This window comes from Pontibacillus sp. HN14 (assembly GCF_021129245.1).
Classification (GTDB): domain Bacteria; phylum Bacillota; class Bacilli; order Bacillales; family BH030062; genus Pontibacillus.
In genome coordinates, this window is the sequence record NZ_JAJOLR010000002.1 from 137,327 (window position 1) to 158,734 (window position 21,408).

Genomic DNA, 21,408 nt, shown 5'->3' on the forward strand with positions numbered 1-21,408 from the left:
CCTTTGTTGTATATGAACGAAGGAGTTTTCTTACCTCAGGCGTCTTCCTCGGTTCATATGTTATAATGCAGGTAAGATAAGCACATTAGTGGAGGATTGAGAATGAAGCATATATTGTTTGTGTGCACAGGGAATACATGTAGAAGTCCGATGGCAGAAGCCTTGTTAAGGGAGAAGAATGGAGACATCGAAGTAAGGTCAGCTGGGATCTTTGCTCATAAGGGTTCAAGAGCCTCTAAAGGGACAGAAGAAGCTCTTATGAAGAAAGGGATTTCCCTTAAGCACGAGTCGCAACCTCTTTCACTCGATCTGATGAGGTGGGCGGACCTTGTGTTAACCATGACCGCGCAGCATAAGCAAAGCGTTGTGATGGAGTATCCGCGCTTTGAAGATAACGTGTTTACGCTGAAAGAATACGTTCTCCAGAATGATCACAATCAGTGGCAGCAGCTTAAAGAAGCTTACTCTACTTTAGAAGATAGAAAGGCAGTCTTTTTACAAAAGAATCGCCAAAAATATAACACGCCGCAAGAACTAGAAAAGGCCTTAGTGCAACACCTGAACGAAGAGATCTCACTCATCCGTGAAATCGAAGCAAATCTACCTAACTCTGACATTTCCGATCCATTTGGAGGGGATGCAGATACCTACGAAAAAACGCTTACAGAAATTGAAAAACATGTTGAACTTCTTATCGAAAAATTAGACAATAAGTAGGACAAAGGTTTTTGTAGGGAGATGGCAGAAGTGGCGGAGAAAAAGAAATATCGGTTTAGTCTCAGATTAAAGCTTGTTGTGTTCATCACAGCGCTTGCTGTAATCACGTATTCAACGAGCGCTTTTTTCATTTATGTGCTGTATGACCGGATGAAAGATACCATCGGTCTTGGCATCGTGCCGTTTACGTTGATCACGTTCGCCCTCGGCATACTGTGGTCAGGCATTCTTGCTTATGTAGCAGCCGGTTTTATTACAAAACCTCTTCTTAAATTGGAAGGAATCGCCGCTAAAGCAGCTCTTGGGGATATAACGGATGAAGTGGCTGTCTCTAAATCAGACGACGAAATTCGCTCCCTCGGTACAGCTTTTGGAACGATGATGACCAATTTAAGAGGCATGGTACATAACATTGACCAGAATTTCGGGGAAACGAATCAATCGGTAACCGCCATAAAAAAGGCAACCGAACAAGCGACAGATCAAGCGCGGCTTATATCAGAGACGATCGATGAAATTTCGCAAGGCTCAGAGAACTCATCTACTGCCATTCAACAAACAGCCGAAGCGATCGAAGAAACAACCGAACTCGCAACACAAGTTCAACAAAAAGCGCAGCGTTCTCATGAGATGTCTTCACACATGATCGCAACGCTGCAAGACAGCGAGAAAGTCGTTCACTCACTCGTAACAGGCATCCAGTCCATCGCAGAAGAGCAGGAGCTTTCTTTAGAAGCGGTCGAACGCATGGAAACGAACGCCAAGAAAGTGGGAGACATCATCTCCCTTGTTGGCAACCTTGCCGAGCAAACGAACTTGCTGGCTTTAAACGCGTCCATCGAAGCAGCCCGTGCCGGTGAGCATGGAAAAGGCTTCGCTGTCGTCGCAGAAGAAGTGCGGAAGCTTGCTGACGAGAGCGGCAAAGCGGTTAAAGGCATTTCTGATCTGATTCAAAATATGCAAAAAGATGTCTCACAGGTGGTCCAAAAGATTACCGATGGGGTTCAGTTTGCTCGCCGTGAAGCGGATCGTGGCGGAGAGACCAATCAGGCGATCGCGGATATGTCGACGTCTGTTAACGAAGTTGCGTTAGCGGTCCAGGAGATTTCTGCCCTTGTAGACCAGCAGTTAACGTCACTCCAATCGACATCGATTCAATCACAAGAAGTCTCAGCCATTGCAGAAGAAACCTCAGCCGGTACGCTTCAAGCAAGCTCATCCGTACAGCATCAGACAGAATTAATCGAATCCATTGATCAGATTGCCCATGCGCTTCAGGAACAAGCGGACGGATTAAGACAACAAATCCACCGATTTCGAATTACAGATATAGAGAAGGGATGATCATCATGAAAGTTATCGTAGCATCAGATCACGGAGGCGTGAACATTCGTAAGGAAGTAACAAGCCTTTTAGAAGAAATGAACATTGAATTTGAGGACATCGGCTGTGACTGTGAAGGTTCTGTCGATTACCCAGATTACGCCATTCCTGCAGCAGAACGCGTAGCCAATGGCGAATTTGACCGCGGAATCCTGATCTGTGGTACAGGCATCGGTATGTCTATTTCTGCGAACAAAGTAAAAGGCGTGCGCTGTGCGCTCGTTCACGACCTATTCACGGCAAAAGTAACGCGTGAACACAATGACTCAAACATTCTTGCAATGGGTGAGCGTGTAATCGGACCTGGTCTTGCGCGTGAAATTGCAAAGACTTGGTTAAGTGCGGAATTTGAAGGCGGACGCCACGCAAACCGCGTTTCTAAAATCTCGGAATACGAAGCATAAAGCGAGGAAGGAGAAGGAATGCGTCTGTGTGTTTCCTTCTCCTTTTCGTCCATTATGCCTCTGATTATAAAAGGGAGGAATCCTTCCATGACTGTAAAAGAGGACATAAAGCAAATTGTCGATGAATGGATCGACAGTTCATACTTAAAAGAGGGCGACCTTTTCGTAGTGGGTTGTTCCACAAGTGAGGTCGCAGGAGAACACATCGGCACAAGCGGAAGTCAGAAGATCGCTGAGGATCTTTACGAAGAACTCGCGCGTCTTAAAGATCAATGCGGAGTCAGGCTCATTTTCCAATGCTGTGAGCACCTCAATCGAGCGCTCGTTCTAGAACGAGACGTCTTACGTGAACACCGTTTAGAAGAAGTGTCAGTCATTCCGGTCCGCAAAGCGGGAGGGTCCATGGCCACGCACGCGTATCATCAGATGAAAGACCCAGTGGTCGTTGAGGAGATTACGGCAAACGCCGGGATCGATATTGGCGATACGTTTATTGGCATGCATTTGAAGAAAGTAGCTGTACCTGTCAGGTTTAAGCAAAAGACGATCGGAGAGGCTCACGTGACAAATGCGCGATCTCGTCCGAAGCTCATTGGTGGCAACCGGGCAGTTTACACAATAGAAGAACCATCGTCCGTTACCTGTGATTAGGAAGGGCGAAACGAATTTAAAGGGGGACGTACACATGAAGCACGTACAACAAGTTGATCCAGAAATTATGGAAGCCATTCAACTCGAAAAAACGCGTCAGCAGGAGAAAATCGAACTGATTGCATCGGAGAACTTTGTATCTGAAGCCGTTATGGAAGCTCAAGGATCTGTATTAACGAACAAATACGCAGAAGGTTATCCTGGCAAACGTTACTACGGCGGGTGTGAACACGTCGATATTGCAGAGAACCTTGCTCGCGACCGCGCCAAAAAATTATTCGGAGCGGACCACGCCAACGTTCAACCTCACTCAGGTGCTCAAGCGAACATGACGGTTTATTTTGCAGTGCTTGATCCAGGTGACACAGTACTTGGTATGAACTTAAACCACGGCGGCCACTTAACACACGGCAGCCCTGTTAACTTCAGCGGGAAACTGTACAACTTTGTAGACTACGGCGTCGATCAGGAAACAGAACAAATCGATTACGAAGCCGTACTTGAGAAAGCCCGCGAAGTACAGCCGAAGCTCATCGTAGCTGGTGCAAGTGCGTACCCTCGTTCCATTGACTTTAAGAAATTCCGTGAAATCGCGGACGAAGTAGGAGCTTACCTGCTTGTGGATATGGCGCACGTAGCCGGTCTTGTGGCAACAGGCCACCATCCAAACCCGGTACCATACGCAGACTTCGTAACGACCACAACACACAAAACCCTTCGCGGTCCACGTGGTGGCATGGTCCTTTGTAAAGAAGAATATGCGAAGAAAATCGACAAAGCTTTATTCCCAGGCATGCAAGGCGGCCCACTTATGCACGTCATCGCAGCCAAAGCAGTGAGCTTCCAGGAAGCTCTTCAAGATGATTTCAAAGACTACTCAGAGAAAATCATCAACAACGCCAAGCGCCTGGGTGAATCCTTACAAAAAGAAGGCGTCCGTCTCGTATCAGGTGGAACAGACAACCACTTGCTTTTACTAGACTTACGTCCTCTGAACCTAACAGGAAAAGTAGCCGAAAAAGCCCTGGATGACATCGGAATCACAGTGAACAAAAACACGATCCCGTTCGATCCAGAAAGCCCATTCGTCACAAGCGGCATCCGCATCGGAACAGCAGCCGTCACATCCCGTGGTTTCGGAGAAGAAGAAATGGATGAGATCGCATCCATCATCGCCTTCACCCTAAACAACCACGAAGACGAAGGCAAACTAGCCGAAGCCCGCGACCGCGTCCTGGCCTTAACGTCTCGTTTTGAGTTATATGCATAAGTAGATTGAGTGTGAGCGAGCCTCTCCCCTTTGGGGAGAGGCTTTTTTGTTTTGTGTTGGTGGGGAGTGAGTGGTGTGGGCGGGGGCGGAGTGTAGAAAAACGGGGATTGAGTGTCGAAAGTGGGATCGGAGTGCAGAAAGCGTGGTCAGAATGTTTAAACCAGAAGTGGAGTGTAGATAGTGGTTCTAGAATGTATAAAGAGGGTTTGGAATGTAGAAAGAGGTTGGGGTTATGAAGAAAGGAGTTCGAGTAGTGTAGAAAGCCGGGGTGGAGTGAAGAAACTGGGGTTTGAGTGTCGAAAGTAGGATCGAAATGCAGAAAGCGTTGCCGGAGTGTTTCAACCGGATGTGGAGTGTAGATAGAGGTTCTGGAATGTCTAAAGTGGTTTTGAAATGTAGAAAGAGGTTGGGGTTATGAAGAAAGAAGTTGGAGTAGTGAAGAAAGCCGGGGTGGAGTGAAGAAACTGGGGTTTGAGTGTCGAAAGGGAGAGCGGAATGCAGAAAGTGTTGCCGGAGTGTTTAAACCGAATGCGGAGTGAAGTTAGAGGTTCTGGAATGTCTAAAGTGGTTTTGAAATGTAGAAAGAGGTTGGGGGTATGAAGAAAGAAGTTGGAGTAGTGAAGAAAGCCAGGGTGGAGTGAAGAAACCGGGGTTTGAGTGTTGAAAGGGAGAACGGAATGCAGAAAGCGTGGTCGGAGTGTTTAAACCGAATGTGGAGTGTAGATAGAGGTTCTGGAATGTCTATAGTGGTTTTGAAGTGTAGAAAGAGGTTGGGGTTATGAAGAAAGGAGTTCGAGTAATGAAGAAAGCCGGGATGGAGTGAAGAAACCGGGGTTTGAGTGTCGAAAGGGAGAGCGGAATGCAGAAAGCTTGGTCAGAGTGTTTAAACTAGATGTGGAGTGAAGATAGAGGTTCTGTAATGTCTAAAGTGGTTTTGGAGTGAAGAAAGAAGTCGGGGTTATGAAGAAAGGAGTTGGAGTAGTGAAGAAAACTGAGATAGAGTGATGAAACCAAAGTTTGAGTGTCGAAACCGTGAGCGGAATGCAGAAACCCCCGCCCCAGTGTCTAAACCAAACCCAGAATGCACAAAGTCTCAAGAGTAATAAAGAAAGAAATCCAAGCAACCAAGAAAACAAGAATGCAATAAAGAAATTTCTAGCGAAACAAAAGGTCAAAGTCTGTCCATGGTCACCTCCTCATCCTAATCTGAACCGCAACTTATCAAATGCGCTAGCAAGATTAAGTTTCCTCCACCTAAAGCCGATATAAGAAGAAGGAATAAAGGGGGAATTACGATGAGTATTTTTACAAAAAAGAGACCAACGGCCCGATTTGAAGCAGCGAGTGCGTATGCAGATATGGGAACGCCTGTAACAGTCGATGACCAGGATCTTACCGGACGTTTAAGTTATATGAGTTTAACGGATAAACAGCTTGCTACAGTGAAAGAAGTGAAACCAGCTGTGTTAGCATTGAGCGATCAACTGCTGGATAAAGTATTGGAGCACTTGTATGCTCACCCTCGACTAAATGAAATTGCAACGAATCATAGTTCTCATGACAAACTGAAGCAAGTATTTGTCGAGTATTTTGATAGTGCATTTTCCGGAAATATTGATGAAGCGTATATGAACATGCGTAAGCGAATTGGACGCACCCATGGTGGTGTGGAGCTTCCGGTTGCCTGGTTCCTTGCTACATATTCCGCTCTTAGCAACTTACTGATTCCAAAAGTGGTGGAATCTTATCAGGATCAACCCCACAAGCTCTCTGATATTTTGGTGGCGGTAACGAATATAATGAATCTGGATAGTCAGCTTGTAGTAGATCATTACCTAGCTGTGAAAGCATCACAAGCAATTGAAGCCAATGATCGGAACGAGATGCTTCGCCGGGAATTAGTGGCGATTAGTCAGGAAGTAGCAGCTTCTGTAGAACAGACAGATGCGTCCATGAACGAAACGTCTGAGAAAGCGGACCGGATTCGGAAAGACACAGAGAATACGCAAAAGAGCAGTCAGAATCTAATTTCTTTAACAGATATGAATGATCAAAAAGTAAATGAAATGCTGAACTCTTTCCAAACGGTGCTTGAACAGTTTAATAACAGCATGGCAACCATGGAAAAACTAGATGATCTGTCTCAACAAATTACATCTATCACAAACCAAATTGAAGGCATCGCGGACCAAACGAATCTACTGGCTTTAAACGCATCCATTGAAGCGGCTCGTGCCGGAGAAAGCGGAAAAGGATTCGCTGTTGTAGCAGAAGAAGTGCGAAAACTAGCAGAAAACTCCAAGCAAATGAGTAATCAAATCAATTCAATTACAAATGAAAGCAACGAAAACATTCAGACCTTGCAAGTATCCATGCAGGAAATGAACGCTTCAACGAAGCAATCCCAAACAGATATGAAACAAGTCACGAATGGACTAGCAACAGTGAAGATGGAAATGAACCAATACGTAGACATGTTCAACCGAAATAAAGAAGACCTTGACCTGATCGTCGATGCCATCCAAGATATCCATGGCACCACCGACAACCTGTCCGGCCTCGCGCAAAAACTATTAAACAAAACAGAAGAATAAACTGAACCCACACTCCAACTCCTTATGAGTTGGAGTTTTTTTCAGTATCCACACCCTTCAGTACAGTAGCGGGATGAAGGGTGTCAGACACCCGTCAGTGCGGTGGCGAAGTGAAGGGTGTCAGACACGCATCAGCGCAGTAGCGAAGTAAAGGGTGTCTGACACCCATCAATACTGTACCGTAGTAAAGCGCCTCCTATGTCTCACTCATCATTAAAAATTAGTCTGTCTAGCTTTTTCATGAAACGGGCTTTTTTGTGGTAAACTAAGTAAGAATATGTAAGGCTCTATATAATAGAAGAAAAAAATTCACAAAACCGTCACAAAAGCCAAAAGGACCTTAGAATATTTTGTGTAGAGATTGTTTCATGCATCTTGAAACACAACCCAGAATTCAGTACAATTTTAAGGATGCAAACTATTCAATTAAAGGAGAGATCGGCTCATGGGTAAGGTTTATGTATTTGATCATCCTCTTATTCAGCACAAACTAACGTACATACGGAAGACAGAAACAGGAACGAAGGAATTCCGTGAACTTGTAGATGAAGTAGCAGCTTTAATGGCGTTTGAAATCACACGTGATTTACCACTTGAAGAAGTAACGATTCAAACACCCGTTTCAGAAGCGAAATCCCAAGTGATTTCAGGTAAGAAGATTGCGATTATCCCTATTCTTCGCGCAGGACTAGGTATGGTAGATGGAATTTTAGACTTAATTCCAGCAGCGAAAGTAGGTCACGTTGGACTTTATCGTGATCCTGAAACGCTTAAGCCAGTTGAATACTATGTGAAACTTCCAAGCGACGTTCAAGAACGTGAAATGATCGTTGTGGACCCAATGCTTGCAACAGGTGGTTCTGCTATCGAAGCCATCCACTCACTTAAGAAGCGCGGCGCGAAGCAAATCCGCTTAATGTGCCTGGTTGGCGCTCCTGAAGGTGTCGAAGAAATTCAGGCAGCACACCCTGATGTAGATATCTATCTTGCGGCAATGGACGAGAAACTAAATGAAAAAGGTTATATCGTACCAGGTTTAGGAGACGCAGGAGACCGTCTGTTCGGAACGAAATAAAGTTTTGTTTGGAGTGAACGACATGAGCCAACGAATAAAAGTCATGACGATTTTTGGGACAAGACCTGAAGCCATTAAGATGGCCCCTCTCGTCTTGGAACTCCAAAAACGTTCAGACCAATTTGAACCAATTGTTACCGTGACAGCTCAACACCGTGAAATGCTGGACCAAGTAATGGGGATCTTCGGCATTACACCTGACTTTGATTTAAACATTATGAAATCCCGTCAAACCTTAGCAGAGATCACAACGCGTGCTCTTGAAGGACTTGATGGAGTCATGAAGGAAACAAAGCCAGACGTTGTGCTTGTTCACGGAGATACAACAACAACATTTGCAGCAAGTCTTGCAGCTTACTACAACCAGATCCCAGTTGGGCACGTAGAAGCGGGACTGCGCACATGGAATAAGTACTCTCCGTTCCCGGAAGAAATGAACCGTCAGCTTACAGGCGTAATGGCTGATCTTCATTTCACACCAACCAATCAGTCCAAGCAAAATTTATTGGATGAGAATAAACCTGAGGACAATATTTTTGTCACAGGAAATACGGCGATTGATGCGCTTAAGACAACAGTTAAAGACGATTATGCACACGAGATTTTAGAAAAAGGGAAAGACAAACGTCTTGTTCTCGTTACTGCACACCGTCGTGAAAACTTAGGCGACAAGATGCGTGGCATGTTCAAAGCCATCAAACGCTTAGTGGAAACACATGAAGACGTTGAAGTGGTTTACCCGGTTCACTTAAACCCTGCGGTCCAGGAAGCAGCCAACGAAATTCTTGGCAGGGACGACCGTATTCACTTAATTGAGCCACTTGATGTTATCGACTTCCACAACTTCGCGTCACGATCTCACCTGATCATGACAGATAGTGGGGGAGTTCAAGAAGAAGCGCCGTCCCTTGGGGTACCGGTTCTTGTCCTTCGTGACACAACCGAGCGCCCAGAAGGAATTAAAGCAGGTACATTAAAACTTGCCGGAACAGACGAAGAGAATATCTTCTCCATGGCAAACGAACTGCTATCGGACGACCTTTCGTACGATGCAATGGCGAAAGCCTCCAACCCATACGGAGACGGCCAAGCATCCGCCCGAATCGCAGAAGCCATGCGCTATTTCTTCAACTACCAGGAAGAAAAACCACAACCCTTCACAACCAAAGACGACTAATGATAAAAGCAAGAGGACCCCGCGTCCCTTGCTTTTTTCTTTACCCAACTAAAGCGTGCCAGACACCCGCTGACCCTCTACAGCGCTAAAGTGTGTCAGACACCCACTGACCCTCTACAGCGCTAAAGCGTGCCAGACACCCGCTGACCCTCTACAGCACTAAAGCGTGCCAGACACCCACTGATCCTCTACAGCACTAAAGCGTGCCAGACACCCACTGATCCTCTACAGCGCTAAAGCGTGTCAGACACCCACCATTTCTGCAAAGCACTAAAGTGTAGTTTCTATGTATGAAGTGGAGGGTTCTTTCAGAAGATAGAGGAAAAGGGTGGTGGTTTTGTTTGAAGAAAATCGTTGTCGTTATGGTACTCTTTAGCTTCTTATTAGGCAGTCCTGGCCAGCAGGCGATGGGGAAGCGGGAGCTACAGTCGATTATCATTGAAGTGGAAGATGATGCACATAAATGGAAGTCCTATATTGAGAAGTACCACCCTCGCGTTGAAGTGATCCATGTGTATGACACGCTTTTGCAAGGGCTAGCTCTTCGTGGATCGGTAAGGGATTTAGAACGGGTAGAAAAGTCCGACTTCGTAGAGCAGTCTTTTCCCTCGCAAACCTACCAGGTGCATATTAATGAAAGTGTTCCCTTTGTCTTAGAAAATAAGGATCCATTCAGATCCACTCCCTATACTGGTAAAGGAGTGAAGGTCGGCGTGATCGATACCGGTATTGACTACAACCATCCTGATTTGAAGAAGAATTTTAAAGGCGGGTATGATGTCGTCGACCTTGATGAGGATCCGATGGAAACGCTCGAAACCCAAGGGGAACCTACTCTTCATGGCTCCCATGTGGCAGGAATTATAGCAGCGGACGGCAAACTAAAAGGCATGGCGCCAGATGCGGAGCTATACGGATACCGCGCGCTAGGTCCTGGTGGAGTCGGCTCTTCTGTTCAGGTCATAGCTGCGATCGAGCAGGCGGTCGAAGACGGGATGGACATTATCAATCTTTCTCTAGGTAGCTCTGTAAACGGGCCCGACTGGCCAACGAGTATCGCGGTCAACCAAGCTGTAGATATGGGAGTCGCGATGGTCATCTCAAACGGAAACTCCGGGCCAGGGGAGTGGACGGTGGGATCTCCGGCAACAGCTATAAAATCTATTGCTGTCGGTGCTTCGACGCCACCGCTCCAAATTCCGTATCTTTATGATGCCCTTTCGCGAAAAGCGCTCCCTGTTATGCCCATGATGGGCTCTGAACCATGGGATCTTCGAAAAACTTACACGGTTGCTTCAGCTGGTCTCGGTAAACAAATCACTCAAAACGTCCAAGGCAAAATTGCGTTAATAGAGCGGGGAGAGGTGACGTTTACGGAGAAAGCCATGATGGCTGAAAAAGCCGGTGCAGTAGCAGCTCTTATATATAACAACGAAGATGGAGAGTTCCAGGGTGCCATTGAAGGAGACGTAACCATTCCGGTTGCAGCCTTAACAAAAGAACAGGGACAGTGGCTGAAACAACAAATAGCTGACACGAACAATTGGCTCGAAACAAAGTTTCAAGTGAATAAAGATACAATTGCAAGCTTTAGTTCAAAAGGCCCTGTGACGTGGAACTGGGACATCAAGCCTGACATCGTTGCCCCGGGCGTCGCCATTACCAGTACAGTTCCAGGAGGATATAAGGACCTTCAAGGAACGAGCATGGCAGCCCCCCATGTCGCAGGAGCGTTAGCCTTATTAAAAGAAGCCCACCCTGATTGGGGACCTGAGAAGTTAAAAGCTGCACTCCTTTCAACAGCTACCGTATTAAAGGAAGCAAACGGAGAAAATGTAGAGCCGATCGCCCAGGGAATGGGACGCATTGAACCACTCGCAGCTGCTGAGCCATCGTCCATTCTCTACAATGGTCGTTTAGCTTTTGGTCGAATACTTGATGACACAGAAACGCGGGAGACTAAGATTACTGTAGAGAATTCAAGCGACGAGCCCCAAGATTACCGCTTCACCATACCTAAGCAAGAAAGGGGCATCCGCTTTCAGCTCCCGATGAGCTTCTCGCTTCAACCAGGGGAGAAGAAGACGGTGCCGATCTCTTTATCGATTCACCAGCATAATCTGCGGAACGAAGAAACATTTATACAAGGGTGGCTTGAGTTAAAAGATGATCATAAAACCTATCAGCTTCCATACTTAGCTCTTACAAAAGAAGCCGAGTTCCCACGAGCCATGGGTCTTGAATTCTCGCTCAAACCATTCTCAGAAGAGGAGTATCAATACAAACTCTACTTACCACTTGCAGCCGATCTGCTAGAAGTCGATTTATATGATCCGGAAACGCTCCGCTACATTAGACCTCTATTTAAAAATGAAGATGTAGCTCGAGGAATGGTAGAAGGTACACTAGATAAAAAAGAGGTGGGCGAGGATGGAACCTACCTGGCTGTTGTAACAGTGAAGCAAGGTGGAGTAACACAGTCCTTCGAAACCCCGATTACCATTGGCCAGACTTTTCCTTAAATAGAAGGGTAGGGGAGGGGGCGGATTGATTATAGGGAGGACGTCGAGAAAGTGGGAAGCGACGTCCTGAAAGCCTATCTGCACGTCAAGAAAACGGGGGTTAACGGCGAGAAAACCCGTCACGACATCGAAAAAATGAGTTTCAACATCGAGAAAACAAGTCCCGACGTCTAGAAAAGTGGTTCGCACGTCTAGAAAAAGGACTTCGACATCGAGAAGGCAAGGTCTAGCGTCGAGAACGTCTGTGACCTAACATTCAGAAACTCCCATCTCAAAGCAAGAACCCCTCTAATTCGACAGGTTCCAACATAAAGACATACGTCCTAAATAAAAGAGGCTGTTCCAAAAGTTGAGCGACAACTTTTTGGAACAGCCTCTTTTAAAAATTTCACAAAAACGTCACAAAGTGAACGGGGTCGAAATGAATGCGTCCGAAAGCGTATTATAACCAAAAAATACTTTTGATTTTAAAAGGGTATTTGTGTACAATACGGGTGCACTTGTGAAATAATGAATTTGTGACAATTTGAATGTTTACTCACATATTTTTACAGCGATGACTTTTCTTCACAAACGGATTGACAATAGAAAACCCCTATTGTATGCTAATTTAAGCGGAATGATAAGGTTTTCATAAAACGACAAAATTTTTAAGATTTCTATGAAAACTTAAGTGGGAGCTGTTTTCATGGCCTCGAATGATAATCCATTTAAAGCTATGGCATTGACGAGTGGGATCTTATCCCAACTATCCGGATGCACATTAGTAGGAATTTTTTTCGGACGCTGGCTTGATAACCAGTTTACCACATCACCACTCTTTCTAATCCTAGGTCTTTTCACCGGACTAGCCGCAGGTACATATGGCACGATCTATTTAGTGCGAAAATACACGGGAGAAGATTAAACATGCCACAACAATTCCAACAGATGATTACCCGCCAAAGAAAATGGATGTTATACCTTCTCGCATTGATTGTACTCGGTGCTGGGTTTACAGATTACCAAGTCATTTTTATGAGTTTGCTCCTGGGAGCTGCTATTAGTTTTTTTAACCTCTGGCTAATGCAGCGCAAGATTAAACAAATGGGACAAGCTGCTTCAGAGAACAGAACCAGCAGAACATTAGGAACCTTTTCAAGGTTTGCTGCTGCGGGTTTAGCCATTCTTATTGCACTTCAATATTCACAACATTTCCACTTAATTGCAGTCGTTATTGGATTAATGACAACGTACGTTGTTATTATGATAGAATTTTTAATCTCTAGATTTAGAGATAAATAAGATTAGCCCAAGGAAGAGAGGTGAAGAATTTGGATCACAAACAACCTATGGTTACGGATGTACTTGACATATCCTGGCTGGATTTCAACATGTCCAACGTGCTAATGATTATCGTCAGTGCTGTTATCGTTTTCATTTTGGCTGTATCAGCAACAGCTAATTTAAAACGAAAGCCAACGGGGATGCAGAACTTTATGGAATGGGTTATTGATTTCGTAAAGGGGATCATTGGCAGCAACATGGATTGGAAGACAGGGAAGCAATTCCTGCCACTAGGATTAACATTACTCTTGTTCATCTTTGTTTCAAACATGCTTGGGGTTATAACAATGATTAGTGTGGATCACACAATCTATTGGAAATCACCAACTGCAGATCCAGCATTAGCACTAACACTTGCAACAATGGTCGTTGTGCTAACGCATTACTATGGGGTCAAGATTAAAGGAGTGAAAGAGTACGGGAAGGAATTTTTCCGTCCGCTGCCTTTCTTATTCCCACTTAAGATTATTGAGGAGTTTGCGAACACCTTAACACTTGGACTCCGACTATTTGGTAACATCTACGCCGGTGAGATTCTTTTAGGACTACTGGCTGGCCTTATGACCTCTGGTATCGGAGGATTCTTTGGCGGTATTATCCCGATGATTGCCTGGCAAGGTTTCAGTGTATTCGTCGGTGCGATTCAGGCGTTTATCTTTGTTATGTTAACAATGGTCTATATGTCTCACAAAGTGAGTCACGATCATTAATTTATAAAATTTAAGTAATGCATTATCTAATATTTTAGAGGAGGAATTTTTAATGAGTATGGGAGCATTAGCAGCTGCAATTGCAGTAGGTCTAGCGGCACTTGGTGCTGGTATCGGTAACGGTTTAATCGTAAGTCGTACAGTAGAGGGGATTGCTCGTCAACCAGAACTACGTAGTGCCCTTCAAACAACAATGTTCATCGGTGTTGCACTAGTTGAGGCGATTCCAATCATCGCTGTTGTTATCGCATTTATCGTAATGGGAAGCTAATAGATTTTGATTTAAAATGGCGGAGTACGACCAGTATTGTCTTCGCCATTCCTTATACCTTAAATGAAAAGAATTGAATACAAGATACATAGAAAAACTCCGACTTTACCCCCGTATTAGGGCGTGAAAAGCAGAGTTTTTCTAATGTCATGCCTGTTACAGATAAGTGTGAAAGGAGTGAATGGTGTGCAGTCATTAACTGGATTTTTAATTCTGGGCGCTGAGACAGGCCAAGAAGCTCACGGTGTTGCGTGGGGAGACATGGCCACCCTTCTATTCACGTTCATCATCTTATTAATTCTCCTACGCATTTTTGCATGGGGACCACTGATGAATGTTATGAAGGAACGCCAAGATCACATTTCCAACGAAATTGATACGGCTGAGAAGAACCGCCAAGATGCTGAGCGCATGTCGACTGAAGCTCAAGAAGAGTTGAAGAAGACGCGCCAAGAAGCACATCAAATTATCGAAGACGCTAAAAAAGCTGCTAAAGAGCAGGAACAAGATATTATTGTAGCTGCCCGCACTGAGGGTGAGCGCATTAAAGAATCAGCTCGTCAAGAGATCGAGACTGAAAAAGAAAAAGCGATTCAAGCCCTTCAAGATCAAGTGGCTTCCTTGTCCGTACGTATTGCGAGTAAGGTAATTGAGAAAGAATTATCTGAGCAAGATCAAGAGAAACTGATCAATGAGTACATTAAAGAAGTAGGAGAAGAGCGATGAGTAACGAAGTAGTGGCAAAACGCTATGCAACGGCTCTTTTTCAACTCGGACAGGAAAAATCGAAACTCGAAACATTTGAAGAAGAACTTCGCACCATTGGGGAAGTTTTTCGTAAAGATAAACAACTAAACTCTTTTCTAAAGCATCCACGCATTCGAAAAGATAAGAAGAAACAGCTACTGCGCGATGTATTTCAAGGATACTCAGAAGAAGTGACGCACACGTTAGACATGTCTATCGATCGTCATCGTGAGGATATGATTCCAGCAATGGTTGATGCGTTTATTGAGCGAACCAACGAAGCGCGCGGGATTGCAGAAGCGGAAGTCTATTCAGTTCGTGCGTTAGGCCCAGATGAAGAGAAGATGGTTCAAGACGTGTTCTCGAAAAAGCTTAACAAACAAACTCTACGCATTCACAACGTGATTGATCCTTCCTTGCTTGGCGGCATTAAGCTACGCATCGGAAATCGCATCTATGACGGCAGTGTGAGTGGCAAATTAGAGCGAATCGAGCGGAAATTAGTTTCTGCAAACAAATGATGATAGGGGTGAAATTGCATGAGCATCAAAGCTGAAGAGATCAGTGCGCTGATTAAGCAGCAAATTGAAAATTATGATTCTGAAATTGAAGTCAACGATGTAGGTACAGTCATCCAGGTTGGTGACGGTATTGCTCGTGCCCATGGCCTTGATAACGTCATGTCTGGTGAGCTCGTTGAATTCGCAAACGGCGTTATGGGTATGGCCCAGAACCTTGAGGAGAACAACGTCGGTATCGTTATCCTTGGTGAATTTACTGAGATCCGTGAAGGCGACGAAGTTCGTCGTACAGGACGCATCATGCAGGTACCAGTAGGGGAGGAACTACTAGGACGTGTTGTTAACCCACTTGGACAACCTGTAGACGGAAAAGGACCAGTTGAAACGAGTAAGACTCGTCCAATTGAATCACCTGCACCAGGTGTTATGGACCGTAAATCCGTTGATGAACCACTTCAAACGGGTATCAAAGCGATTGACGCTCTTGTACCAATCGGTCGTGGTCAGCGTGAGTTAATTATCGGAGACCGTCAAACAGGTAAAACAACCGTTGCGGTTGACTCGATCATTAACCAGAAAGACCAGGATATGATCTGTATTTATGTAGCGATTGGCCAGAAGGAATCAACCGTACGTGGTACAGTTGAAACGCTTCGTAAGCACGGTGCGCTAGATTACACAATTGTTGTAACAGCAAGTGCTTCTCAGCCAGCTCCGCTTCTTTACCTTGCTCCATATGCGGGAGTATCAATGGGTGAAGAATTCATGTACAACGGTAAAAACGTACTTGTTGTGTATGATGACCTTTCTAAACAAGCGGCTGCATACCGTGAACTTTCCTTGCTACTTCGTCGTCCTCCAGGCCGTGAAGCTTTCCCTGGTGACGTATTCTACCTTCACTCTCGCTTACTTGAGCGTGCAGCGAAGCTTAGTGATGCAAAAGGTGGCGGTTCACTAACAGCCCTTCCATTTATCGAAACACAAGCGGGCGATATCTCAGCTTATATCCCTACAAACGTAATTTCCATCACAGATGGACAGATCTTCTTACAATCTGATTTGTTCTTCTCAGGTGTACGCCCAGCCATTAACGCTGGTCAGTCCGTATCCCGTGTTGGTGGTTCTGCCCAAATCAAAGCGATGAAGAAAGTTGCAGGTACCCTTCGTCTGGATCTTGCATCCTTCCGTGAGCTTGAAGCATTCGCTCAGTTCGGTTCTGACCTTGATAAAGCAACACAAGCGAAACTGAACCGTGGTGAACGTACGGTAGAAGTACTGAAGCAGGGTCTTCACAAACCACTTGTAGTAGAGAAACAGGTTGCGATCATTTACGCTCTTGTTAATGGATATCTTGATGATATTCCTGTCAACAACATCCAGCGCTTTGAAGACGAACTTCAAACATGGATCGAAAAGAACAAACCAGAGATTTATGAGCACATCCGCTCAACAGGTGGACTTCCTGAAAAAGCAGACTTTAACAGTGCGGTCGAAGGTTTCAAGAAGACATTCGTCGTATCTGAATAATAAACTAAACGGTCTTCAAAGTAGCCTAATTGGCTCCTTTGGAGATCAGATAAGCAACCTTTGAAGAAAGGGTGGTGAAACAGCGTGGCATCCCTTAGAGATATAAAGAATCGGATCAGTTCTACGAAGAAAACGAAACAGATCACTAAAGCAATGGAGATGGTTTCAGCTTCGAAATTGAATCGTGCTGAGCAAAATGCTAGAGCGTTTAATCCTTACATGGATAAGATTCAAGAAGTTGTAGCTTCGATTGCAAACGGTGGTGGTGATGTGAGTCACCCGATGTTAAACACTCGTCCTGTTAAGAAGACAGGTTACCTTGTGATTACATCAGACCGTGGTCTAGCAGGAGCTTACAATAGTAGTGTGCTTCGTAAGGTGTATCAGAAGATCCAAAATACACATAGCTCAAAGGATGAATATACAGTAATCCCAATGGGACGTGTCGGCCGTGATTTCTTCACAAAACGTGATATGCCAATTGAGCGTGAAATTACAGGAGTGGCAGACCAGCCCGCATTTGCTGACATTAAAGATGTAGCAAGCGAAGCAGTCGAGCTTTATGCTGACGGCGTCATTGATGAACTGTATATTTACTACAACCATTATGTAAGTGCAATTACGCAGGAAGTAACAGAAACGAAATTGCTTCCATTAACAGATATCTCAACAGAAGGTAAGAAGCTAAGCTCATATGAATATGAGCCAGACCAGGATCAAATCTTGAAGTCACTTCTTCCTCAATACGCTGAAAGTTTAATCTTCGGAGCCTTATTAGACGGGAAAGCCAGTGAACATGCTGCTCGTATGACAGCCATGAAAGCTGCGACAGATAATGCGGACGATCTTATCGGAGATCTTACGCTATCGTATAACCGTGCACGTCAGGCATCCATCACCCAGGAAATCACCGAGATTGTCGGTGGAGCTGCAGCCTTAGAGTAGGCGAGCCCTGGATGAACGTGAAAGTAAGTTAGGAGGGAAAACATGAGTAAAGGACGCATTACACAGGTAATGGGACCCGTAGTAGACGTTCAGTTCGAAGAAGGCCACTTGCCTGAGATCTACAACGCCTTAACGGTCCATTACGATGCAAAAGATGAATCCGAAAGTAACGTAGACCTTACGTTAGAAGTAGCACTTCACCTTGGAGATAATGCGGTTCGTACAGTAGCGATGGCTTCAACAGAAGGTCTGACTCGTGGACTACCAGTCGTTGATACAGGTGCGCCAATCTCCGTTCCAGTAGGTGACGTTACACTAGGACGTGTCTTTAACGTATTAGGTGAAAAAATTGATTTAGACGAACCTCTTCAAGAAGGTCTTCGTCGTGACCCAATTCACCGTGAAGCACCAACATTTGAACAACTATCTACAGAAACTGAAATTCTTGAAACAGGAATTAAAGTTGTAGACTTACTAGCTCCTTACATCAAGGGTGGTAAGATCGGTCTGTTCGGTGGTGCCGGTGTAGGTAAAACGGTATTAATTCAGGAGTTAATCAACAACATCGCCCAAGAGCACGGTGGTATTTCCGTATTCGCCGGTGTTGGAGAGCGTACTCGTGAAGGAAATGACCTTTACTACGAAATGACAGATTCAGGAGTTATCAAGAAGACAGCCATGGTATTCGGTCAGATGAACGAACCACCTGGTGCACGTATGCGTGTTGCGCTTTCTGGTCTTACAATGGCGGAGTACTTCCGTGATGAGCAAGGTCAGGACGTATTATTCTTCATCGATAACATCTTCCGCTTCACACAAGGTGGTCTTGAGGTATCCGCCCTACTTGGTCGTATGCCATCAGCCGTAGGTTACCAGCCAACTCTTGCAACAGAGATGGGTCAGCTTCAGGAGCGTATCACATCAACTGAAAAAGGTTCCGTAACCTCTATTCAGGCGATCTACGTACCTGCCGATGACTACACGGACCCGGCGCCAGCGACAACGTTCGCCCACTTAGATGCAACAACAAACCTTGAGCGTAAACTTTCAGAGCAAGGTATCTACCCAGCCGTAGACCCACTTGCTTCCACATCTCGTGCCCTTGACCCAGCTGTTGTTGGAGAAGAGCATTATGAAGTTGCCCGCCAAGTTCAAAGTACATTGCAGCGTTACAAAGAGCTTCAGGATATTATCGCAATCCTTGGTATGGACGAATTATCTGACGAAGATAAGCAGACTGTATCTCGTGCGCGTCGTATCCAGTTCTTCTTATCTCAAAACTTCCACGTTGCTGAGCAGTTCACAGGTCAGAAAGGTTCTTACGTGCCAGTTGCCGAAACTGTTAAAGGATTTAAAGAAATCCTAGACGGTAAGTACGATGACCTTCCAGAGGACGCATTCCGCCTAGTTGGACGCATTGACGATGTAATTGAAAAAGCGAAATCAATGGAACAATAATATTAAAGCGGCATCCTGTATCAAGCAGATGCCGCTTCATTCCAGCCCAAAGGGGGGGTAATCTTGAACACACTAACTGTGAGTGTTGTCACTCCTGATGGCCCGGTTTTAGAAGATTCATTTGAAATGGTAAGTTGTAAGGCGGTAAGCGGCGAACTAGGGATTATGCCAGGGCACATACCATTGGTTGCACCGTTAGCAATCAGTGCAGTACGCCTAAAAGGCAGTAAGTCCTCTGAGATGATTGCCGTAAGCGGAGGTTTTGTAGAAGTTCGACCTGACAAGGTAACAATCCTTGCCCAGTCAGCGGAAACTCCAACAGACATCGACGTGGAACGTGCTCGCAAAGCGAAGGAACGTGCTGAACGCCGTAAAAACTCCAAACAAGATGACGTCGATCTAGTCCGAGCCGAGTTAGCACTAAAACGTGCCCTCAACCGATTAGATCTTATAGAGAAGTCTTAAGCTGACATGATGTTAGCTTAAGGCTTTTTCTTTTGAGTAGACTCGCATGGAATGGTCCGTTTCGGTATGTGTGCTAGGTCTGGATGGAGGACAACTCGCTTTCCTGCGGGGAGCTGGGAAGCCTCCTCAGACGGCAAGCCGTCTTCCGGGGTCTCCCCCTAGGCTCCTTTCCCCGCGGGAGTCTCGCAGTCCTCCATCCAGAACTTCACTTATTTGGAATAACGGACCTCACGGCGTCCCCATCAAATATCATATTTCCTGAATTGCCTTACGCTCAGAGAGAGCAATGGAATCATCGAAAGTTCAAAAATTCATTAAAATTTAACAAATTAATACATTACATAAAAAGGAATTCCTAAATAAATTGTCGAAATGGACCGATATAAGGAAGAAGAACTACTTTTTATTGAGTGGAATAGGTTTAGAGTAACTTAAAAAAAGGAATGGTATACCGAGTCACGTCCCAAGATTGACAATTACGCATGCCAATGTCAGAGTTTTAGTAGAAACCAGCATGCAAAGGTGTGACTTAAATGGATTTAGTAGGATACCAATCGCTTACGAATATGATTTCGCATATTGTTTTTATTTTAATTACATGGCGTCTTTTACAAGCCCTCAATTTGGATGGGTTAATTAAAAAAGGGCGCGTATTCGAAGCGCGAGTACTTTTGATGTTTTTAACGATTACGATTGGAACAGCTGTAAGCAACTTCTTCTTAGATTATTTGCAATGGTCTCAGAATTTAAAGTTTCTTTTATAGAAAACTGCCGACACAGGCAGTTTTTCTTTCGAGAACTGTCGAAGGTTTTGAAGTATGTTTGATGCCTCTCTCGTTGATAATGGAGATATGATTTTTTCCAAGGGGAGAGAGCGAAATGTTAAACAAAACGAAACCATTTTTTATTATTATTTTACTGGCAGTTACTCTGAACTCATATGTGAATCAAATGAGTGCTGGGGCGAGTACTCAGTCTCCATTGCAACCACTCCAAGATGTGTCCGCGTTTTTATCGGAAGAAGGGATTTCTATGACTCAATGGGAAATCGTCTTGAAAGAACAATTTCAAGAAAACCAACTTCCGGCGCTTCTCAATCAGCTCAAATCAACCAATCCCGACCTATCGGTAACCACCCATGAAACGGAAGATGTAACAAAAATCATTGCAATGAACCATCATAAATCAATACCAGGATCCGAACAATTTATAATACTTGTGTCTAAACATGAAGAGCCTTATGCCGAGATCATTTATAAAATGACGGGACCAACATGGGACTCTCATACCAAGCAATTTATGACAAACCGTCTGAATCGCGTCAAATCCGCCTTTTTTCAAGAAAATACCACAATTTTCACTTGTGTGAAAGCGGATAAAAATGATAAGATAGATGGTGTTTTATTGCTTGAAAAATTTAGTACAAGACTAGAAATCGAAAAATTACAAACACTAACAGAACCAGGTTTTATTTCAGTAACCGGATTTACAAACGAATGGAATCAGGCGCTTCCTTACTCGGACAATGGGGCGATGAATGTTCAGTATGCCCTTCGGCAAGGAATGGGCGCAAAGACAACCCTCATATTTGGAACGCCGATAATAACGAGTGAATATTAATATAGAGAAAATGGACGCGGAGGGG

General features: G+C 44.8%; 21 protein-coding genes. All 21 read left to right on the plus strand.

Annotation, left to right across the window (positions count from 1 at the left end; translation table 11 throughout):
* Positions 1-102 precede the first annotated feature (102 nt).
* The 21 genes from LQ226_RS09900 (at position 103) to LQ226_RS10000 (ending at position 21,383) form a co-directional block, all read left to right on the plus strand.
* The gene (locus LQ226_RS09900) at positions 103-717 is read left to right on the plus strand and encodes a low molecular weight protein arginine phosphatase (RefSeq protein WP_255688459.1); all 615 of its coding nucleotides are present in this window, start codon (positions 103-105) and stop codon (positions 715-717) included.
* 21 nt (positions 718-738) lie between these two features.
* Positions 739-2,061, plus strand: a complete 1,323-nt coding sequence (locus tag LQ226_RS09905; protein ID WP_231417734.1) for a methyl-accepting chemotaxis protein — start codon at positions 739-741, stop codon at positions 2,059-2,061.
* Between the two features lie 5 nt (positions 2,062-2,066).
* Positions 2,067-2,504: a ribose 5-phosphate isomerase B gene (gene rpiB / locus LQ226_RS09910; protein WP_231417735.1), complete on the plus strand. Its 438-nt coding sequence runs from the start codon at positions 2,067-2,069 to the stop codon at positions 2,502-2,504.
* Positions 2,505-2,591: 87 nt separating this feature from the next.
* Complete coding sequence (locus LQ226_RS09915; RefSeq protein ID WP_231417736.1) at positions 2,592-3,155, plus strand: TIGR01440 family protein; 564 nt, start codon at positions 2,592-2,594, stop codon at positions 3,153-3,155.
* 34 nt (positions 3,156-3,189) lie between these two features.
* On the plus strand, positions 3,190-4,425 hold the full coding sequence (locus LQ226_RS09920; protein ID WP_231417737.1) for a serine hydroxymethyltransferase: 1,236 nt from the start codon (positions 3,190-3,192) through the stop codon (positions 4,423-4,425).
* A gap of 1,295 nt (positions 4,426-5,720) precedes the next feature.
* Positions 5,721-7,019 carry a globin-coupled sensor protein gene (locus tag LQ226_RS09925; RefSeq protein WP_231417738.1) on the plus strand — a complete coding sequence of 433 codons (1,299 nt, stop codon included), beginning with the start codon at positions 5,721-5,723 and terminating at the stop codon, positions 7,017-7,019.
* A gap of 445 nt (positions 7,020-7,464) precedes the next feature.
* Positions 7,465-8,094, plus strand: a complete 630-nt coding sequence (gene upp / locus LQ226_RS09930; RefSeq protein ID WP_231417739.1) for a uracil phosphoribosyltransferase — start codon at positions 7,465-7,467, stop codon at positions 8,092-8,094.
* A 22-nt stretch (positions 8,095-8,116) separates the two neighbouring features.
* Positions 8,117-9,271, plus strand: a complete 1,155-nt coding sequence (wecB, locus tag LQ226_RS09935; protein WP_231417740.1) for a non-hydrolyzing UDP-N-acetylglucosamine 2-epimerase — start codon at positions 8,117-8,119, stop codon at positions 9,269-9,271.
* A 341-nt stretch (positions 9,272-9,612) separates the two neighbouring features.
* Positions 9,613-11,793, plus strand: a complete 2,181-nt coding sequence (locus LQ226_RS09940; protein ID WP_284526597.1) for a S8 family serine peptidase — start codon at positions 9,613-9,615, stop codon at positions 11,791-11,793.
* 688 nt (positions 11,794-12,481) lie between these two features.
* Positions 12,482-12,700: an AtpZ/AtpI family protein gene (locus tag LQ226_RS09945; RefSeq protein ID WP_036779991.1), complete on the plus strand. Its 219-nt coding sequence runs from the start codon at positions 12,482-12,484 to the stop codon at positions 12,698-12,700.
* Between the two features lie 2 nt (positions 12,701-12,702).
* Entirely contained in the window at positions 12,703-13,077 is a 375-nt protein-coding gene (locus LQ226_RS09950) for an ATP synthase subunit I (protein ID WP_231417741.1), read from the plus strand.
* Positions 13,078-13,106: 29 nt separating this feature from the next.
* On the plus strand, positions 13,107-13,829 hold the full coding sequence (atpB, locus tag LQ226_RS09955) for a F0F1 ATP synthase subunit A (protein WP_231417742.1): 723 nt from the start codon (positions 13,107-13,109) through the stop codon (positions 13,827-13,829).
* A gap of 58 nt (positions 13,830-13,887) precedes the next feature.
* On the plus strand, positions 13,888-14,100 hold the full coding sequence (gene atpE, locus LQ226_RS09960; protein WP_284526997.1) for a F0F1 ATP synthase subunit C: 213 nt from the start codon (positions 13,888-13,890) through the stop codon (positions 14,098-14,100).
* Between the two features lie 186 nt (positions 14,101-14,286).
* Complete coding sequence (locus tag LQ226_RS09965) at positions 14,287-14,826, plus strand: F0F1 ATP synthase subunit B (RefSeq protein ID WP_231417744.1); 540 nt, start codon at positions 14,287-14,289, stop codon at positions 14,824-14,826.
* A complete protein-coding gene (locus LQ226_RS09970; RefSeq protein WP_231417745.1) occupies positions 14,823-15,368 on the plus strand; it encodes a F0F1 ATP synthase subunit delta in 546 nt (181 codons plus the stop codon). Before LQ226_RS09965 ends, LQ226_RS09970 begins: the two co-directional genes overlap by 4 nt.
* Before the next feature lie 18 nt (positions 15,369-15,386).
* Entirely contained in the window at positions 15,387-16,895 is a 1,509-nt protein-coding gene (gene atpA / locus LQ226_RS09975; RefSeq protein WP_231417746.1) for a F0F1 ATP synthase subunit alpha, read from the plus strand.
* Between the two features lie 84 nt (positions 16,896-16,979).
* Positions 16,980-17,840 (plus strand): F0F1 ATP synthase subunit gamma, encoded by an 861-nt coding sequence (locus LQ226_RS09980; protein ID WP_231417747.1) that lies wholly within the window; start codon positions 16,980-16,982, stop codon positions 17,838-17,840.
* Positions 17,841-17,882: 42 nt separating this feature from the next.
* Positions 17,883-19,298 (plus strand): F0F1 ATP synthase subunit beta, encoded by a 1,416-nt coding sequence (atpD, locus tag LQ226_RS09985; RefSeq protein ID WP_231417748.1) that lies wholly within the window; start codon positions 17,883-17,885, stop codon positions 19,296-19,298.
* A gap of 63 nt (positions 19,299-19,361) precedes the next feature.
* On the plus strand, positions 19,362-19,763 hold the full coding sequence (locus tag LQ226_RS09990) for a F0F1 ATP synthase subunit epsilon (protein ID WP_231417749.1): 402 nt from the start codon (positions 19,362-19,364) through the stop codon (positions 19,761-19,763).
* Between the two features lie 533 nt (positions 19,764-20,296).
* Positions 20,297-20,527, plus strand: a complete 231-nt coding sequence (locus tag LQ226_RS09995) for a DUF1146 family protein (RefSeq protein ID WP_231417750.1) — start codon at positions 20,297-20,299, stop codon at positions 20,525-20,527.
* A 115-nt stretch (positions 20,528-20,642) separates the two neighbouring features.
* Complete coding sequence (locus tag LQ226_RS10000; RefSeq protein WP_231417751.1) at positions 20,643-21,383, plus strand: YwmB family TATA-box binding protein; 741 nt, start codon at positions 20,643-20,645, stop codon at positions 21,381-21,383.
* Positions 21,384-21,408 lie beyond the last annotated feature (25 nt).

Coding starts and splice junctions, on each gene's coding strand:
- LQ226_RS09915 (WP_231417736.1), top strand. CDS start 2,592: ATGACTGTAAAAGAGGACATAAAGCAAATTGTCGATGAATGGATCGAC.
- LQ226_RS09950 (WP_231417741.1), top strand. CDS start 12,703: ATGCCACAACAATTCCAACAGATGATTACCCGCCAAAGAAAATGGATG.
- LQ226_RS09900 (WP_255688459.1), top strand. CDS start 103: ATGAAGCATATATTGTTTGTGTGCACAGGGAATACATGTAGAAGTCCG.
- wecB (WP_231417740.1), top strand. CDS start 8,117: ATGAGCCAACGAATAAAAGTCATGACGATTTTTGGGACAAGACCTGAA.
- rpiB (WP_231417735.1), top strand. CDS start 2,067: ATGAAAGTTATCGTAGCATCAGATCACGGAGGCGTGAACATTCGTAAG.
- LQ226_RS09920 (WP_231417737.1), top strand. CDS start 3,190: ATGAAGCACGTACAACAAGTTGATCCAGAAATTATGGAAGCCATTCAA.
- LQ226_RS10000 (WP_231417751.1), top strand. CDS start 20,643: ATGTTAAACAAAACGAAACCATTTTTTATTATTATTTTACTGGCAGTT.
- upp (WP_231417739.1), top strand. CDS start 7,465: ATGGGTAAGGTTTATGTATTTGATCATCCTCTTATTCAGCACAAACTA.
- LQ226_RS09925 (WP_231417738.1), top strand. CDS start 5,721: ATGAGTATTTTTACAAAAAAGAGACCAACGGCCCGATTTGAAGCAGCG.
- atpA (WP_231417746.1), top strand. CDS start 15,387: ATGAGCATCAAAGCTGAAGAGATCAGTGCGCTGATTAAGCAGCAAATT.
- LQ226_RS09905 (WP_231417734.1), top strand. CDS start 739: ATGGCAGAAGTGGCGGAGAAAAAGAAATATCGGTTTAGTCTCAGATTA.
- atpE (WP_284526997.1), top strand. CDS start 13,888: ATGGGAGCATTAGCAGCTGCAATTGCAGTAGGTCTAGCGGCACTTGGT.
- atpD (WP_231417748.1), top strand. CDS start 17,883: ATGAGTAAAGGACGCATTACACAGGTAATGGGACCCGTAGTAGACGTT.
- LQ226_RS09995 (WP_231417750.1), top strand. CDS start 20,297: ATGGATTTAGTAGGATACCAATCGCTTACGAATATGATTTCGCATATT.
- LQ226_RS09945 (WP_036779991.1), top strand. CDS start 12,482: ATGGCCTCGAATGATAATCCATTTAAAGCTATGGCATTGACGAGTGGG.
- LQ226_RS09970 (WP_231417745.1), top strand. CDS start 14,823: ATGAGTAACGAAGTAGTGGCAAAACGCTATGCAACGGCTCTTTTTCAA.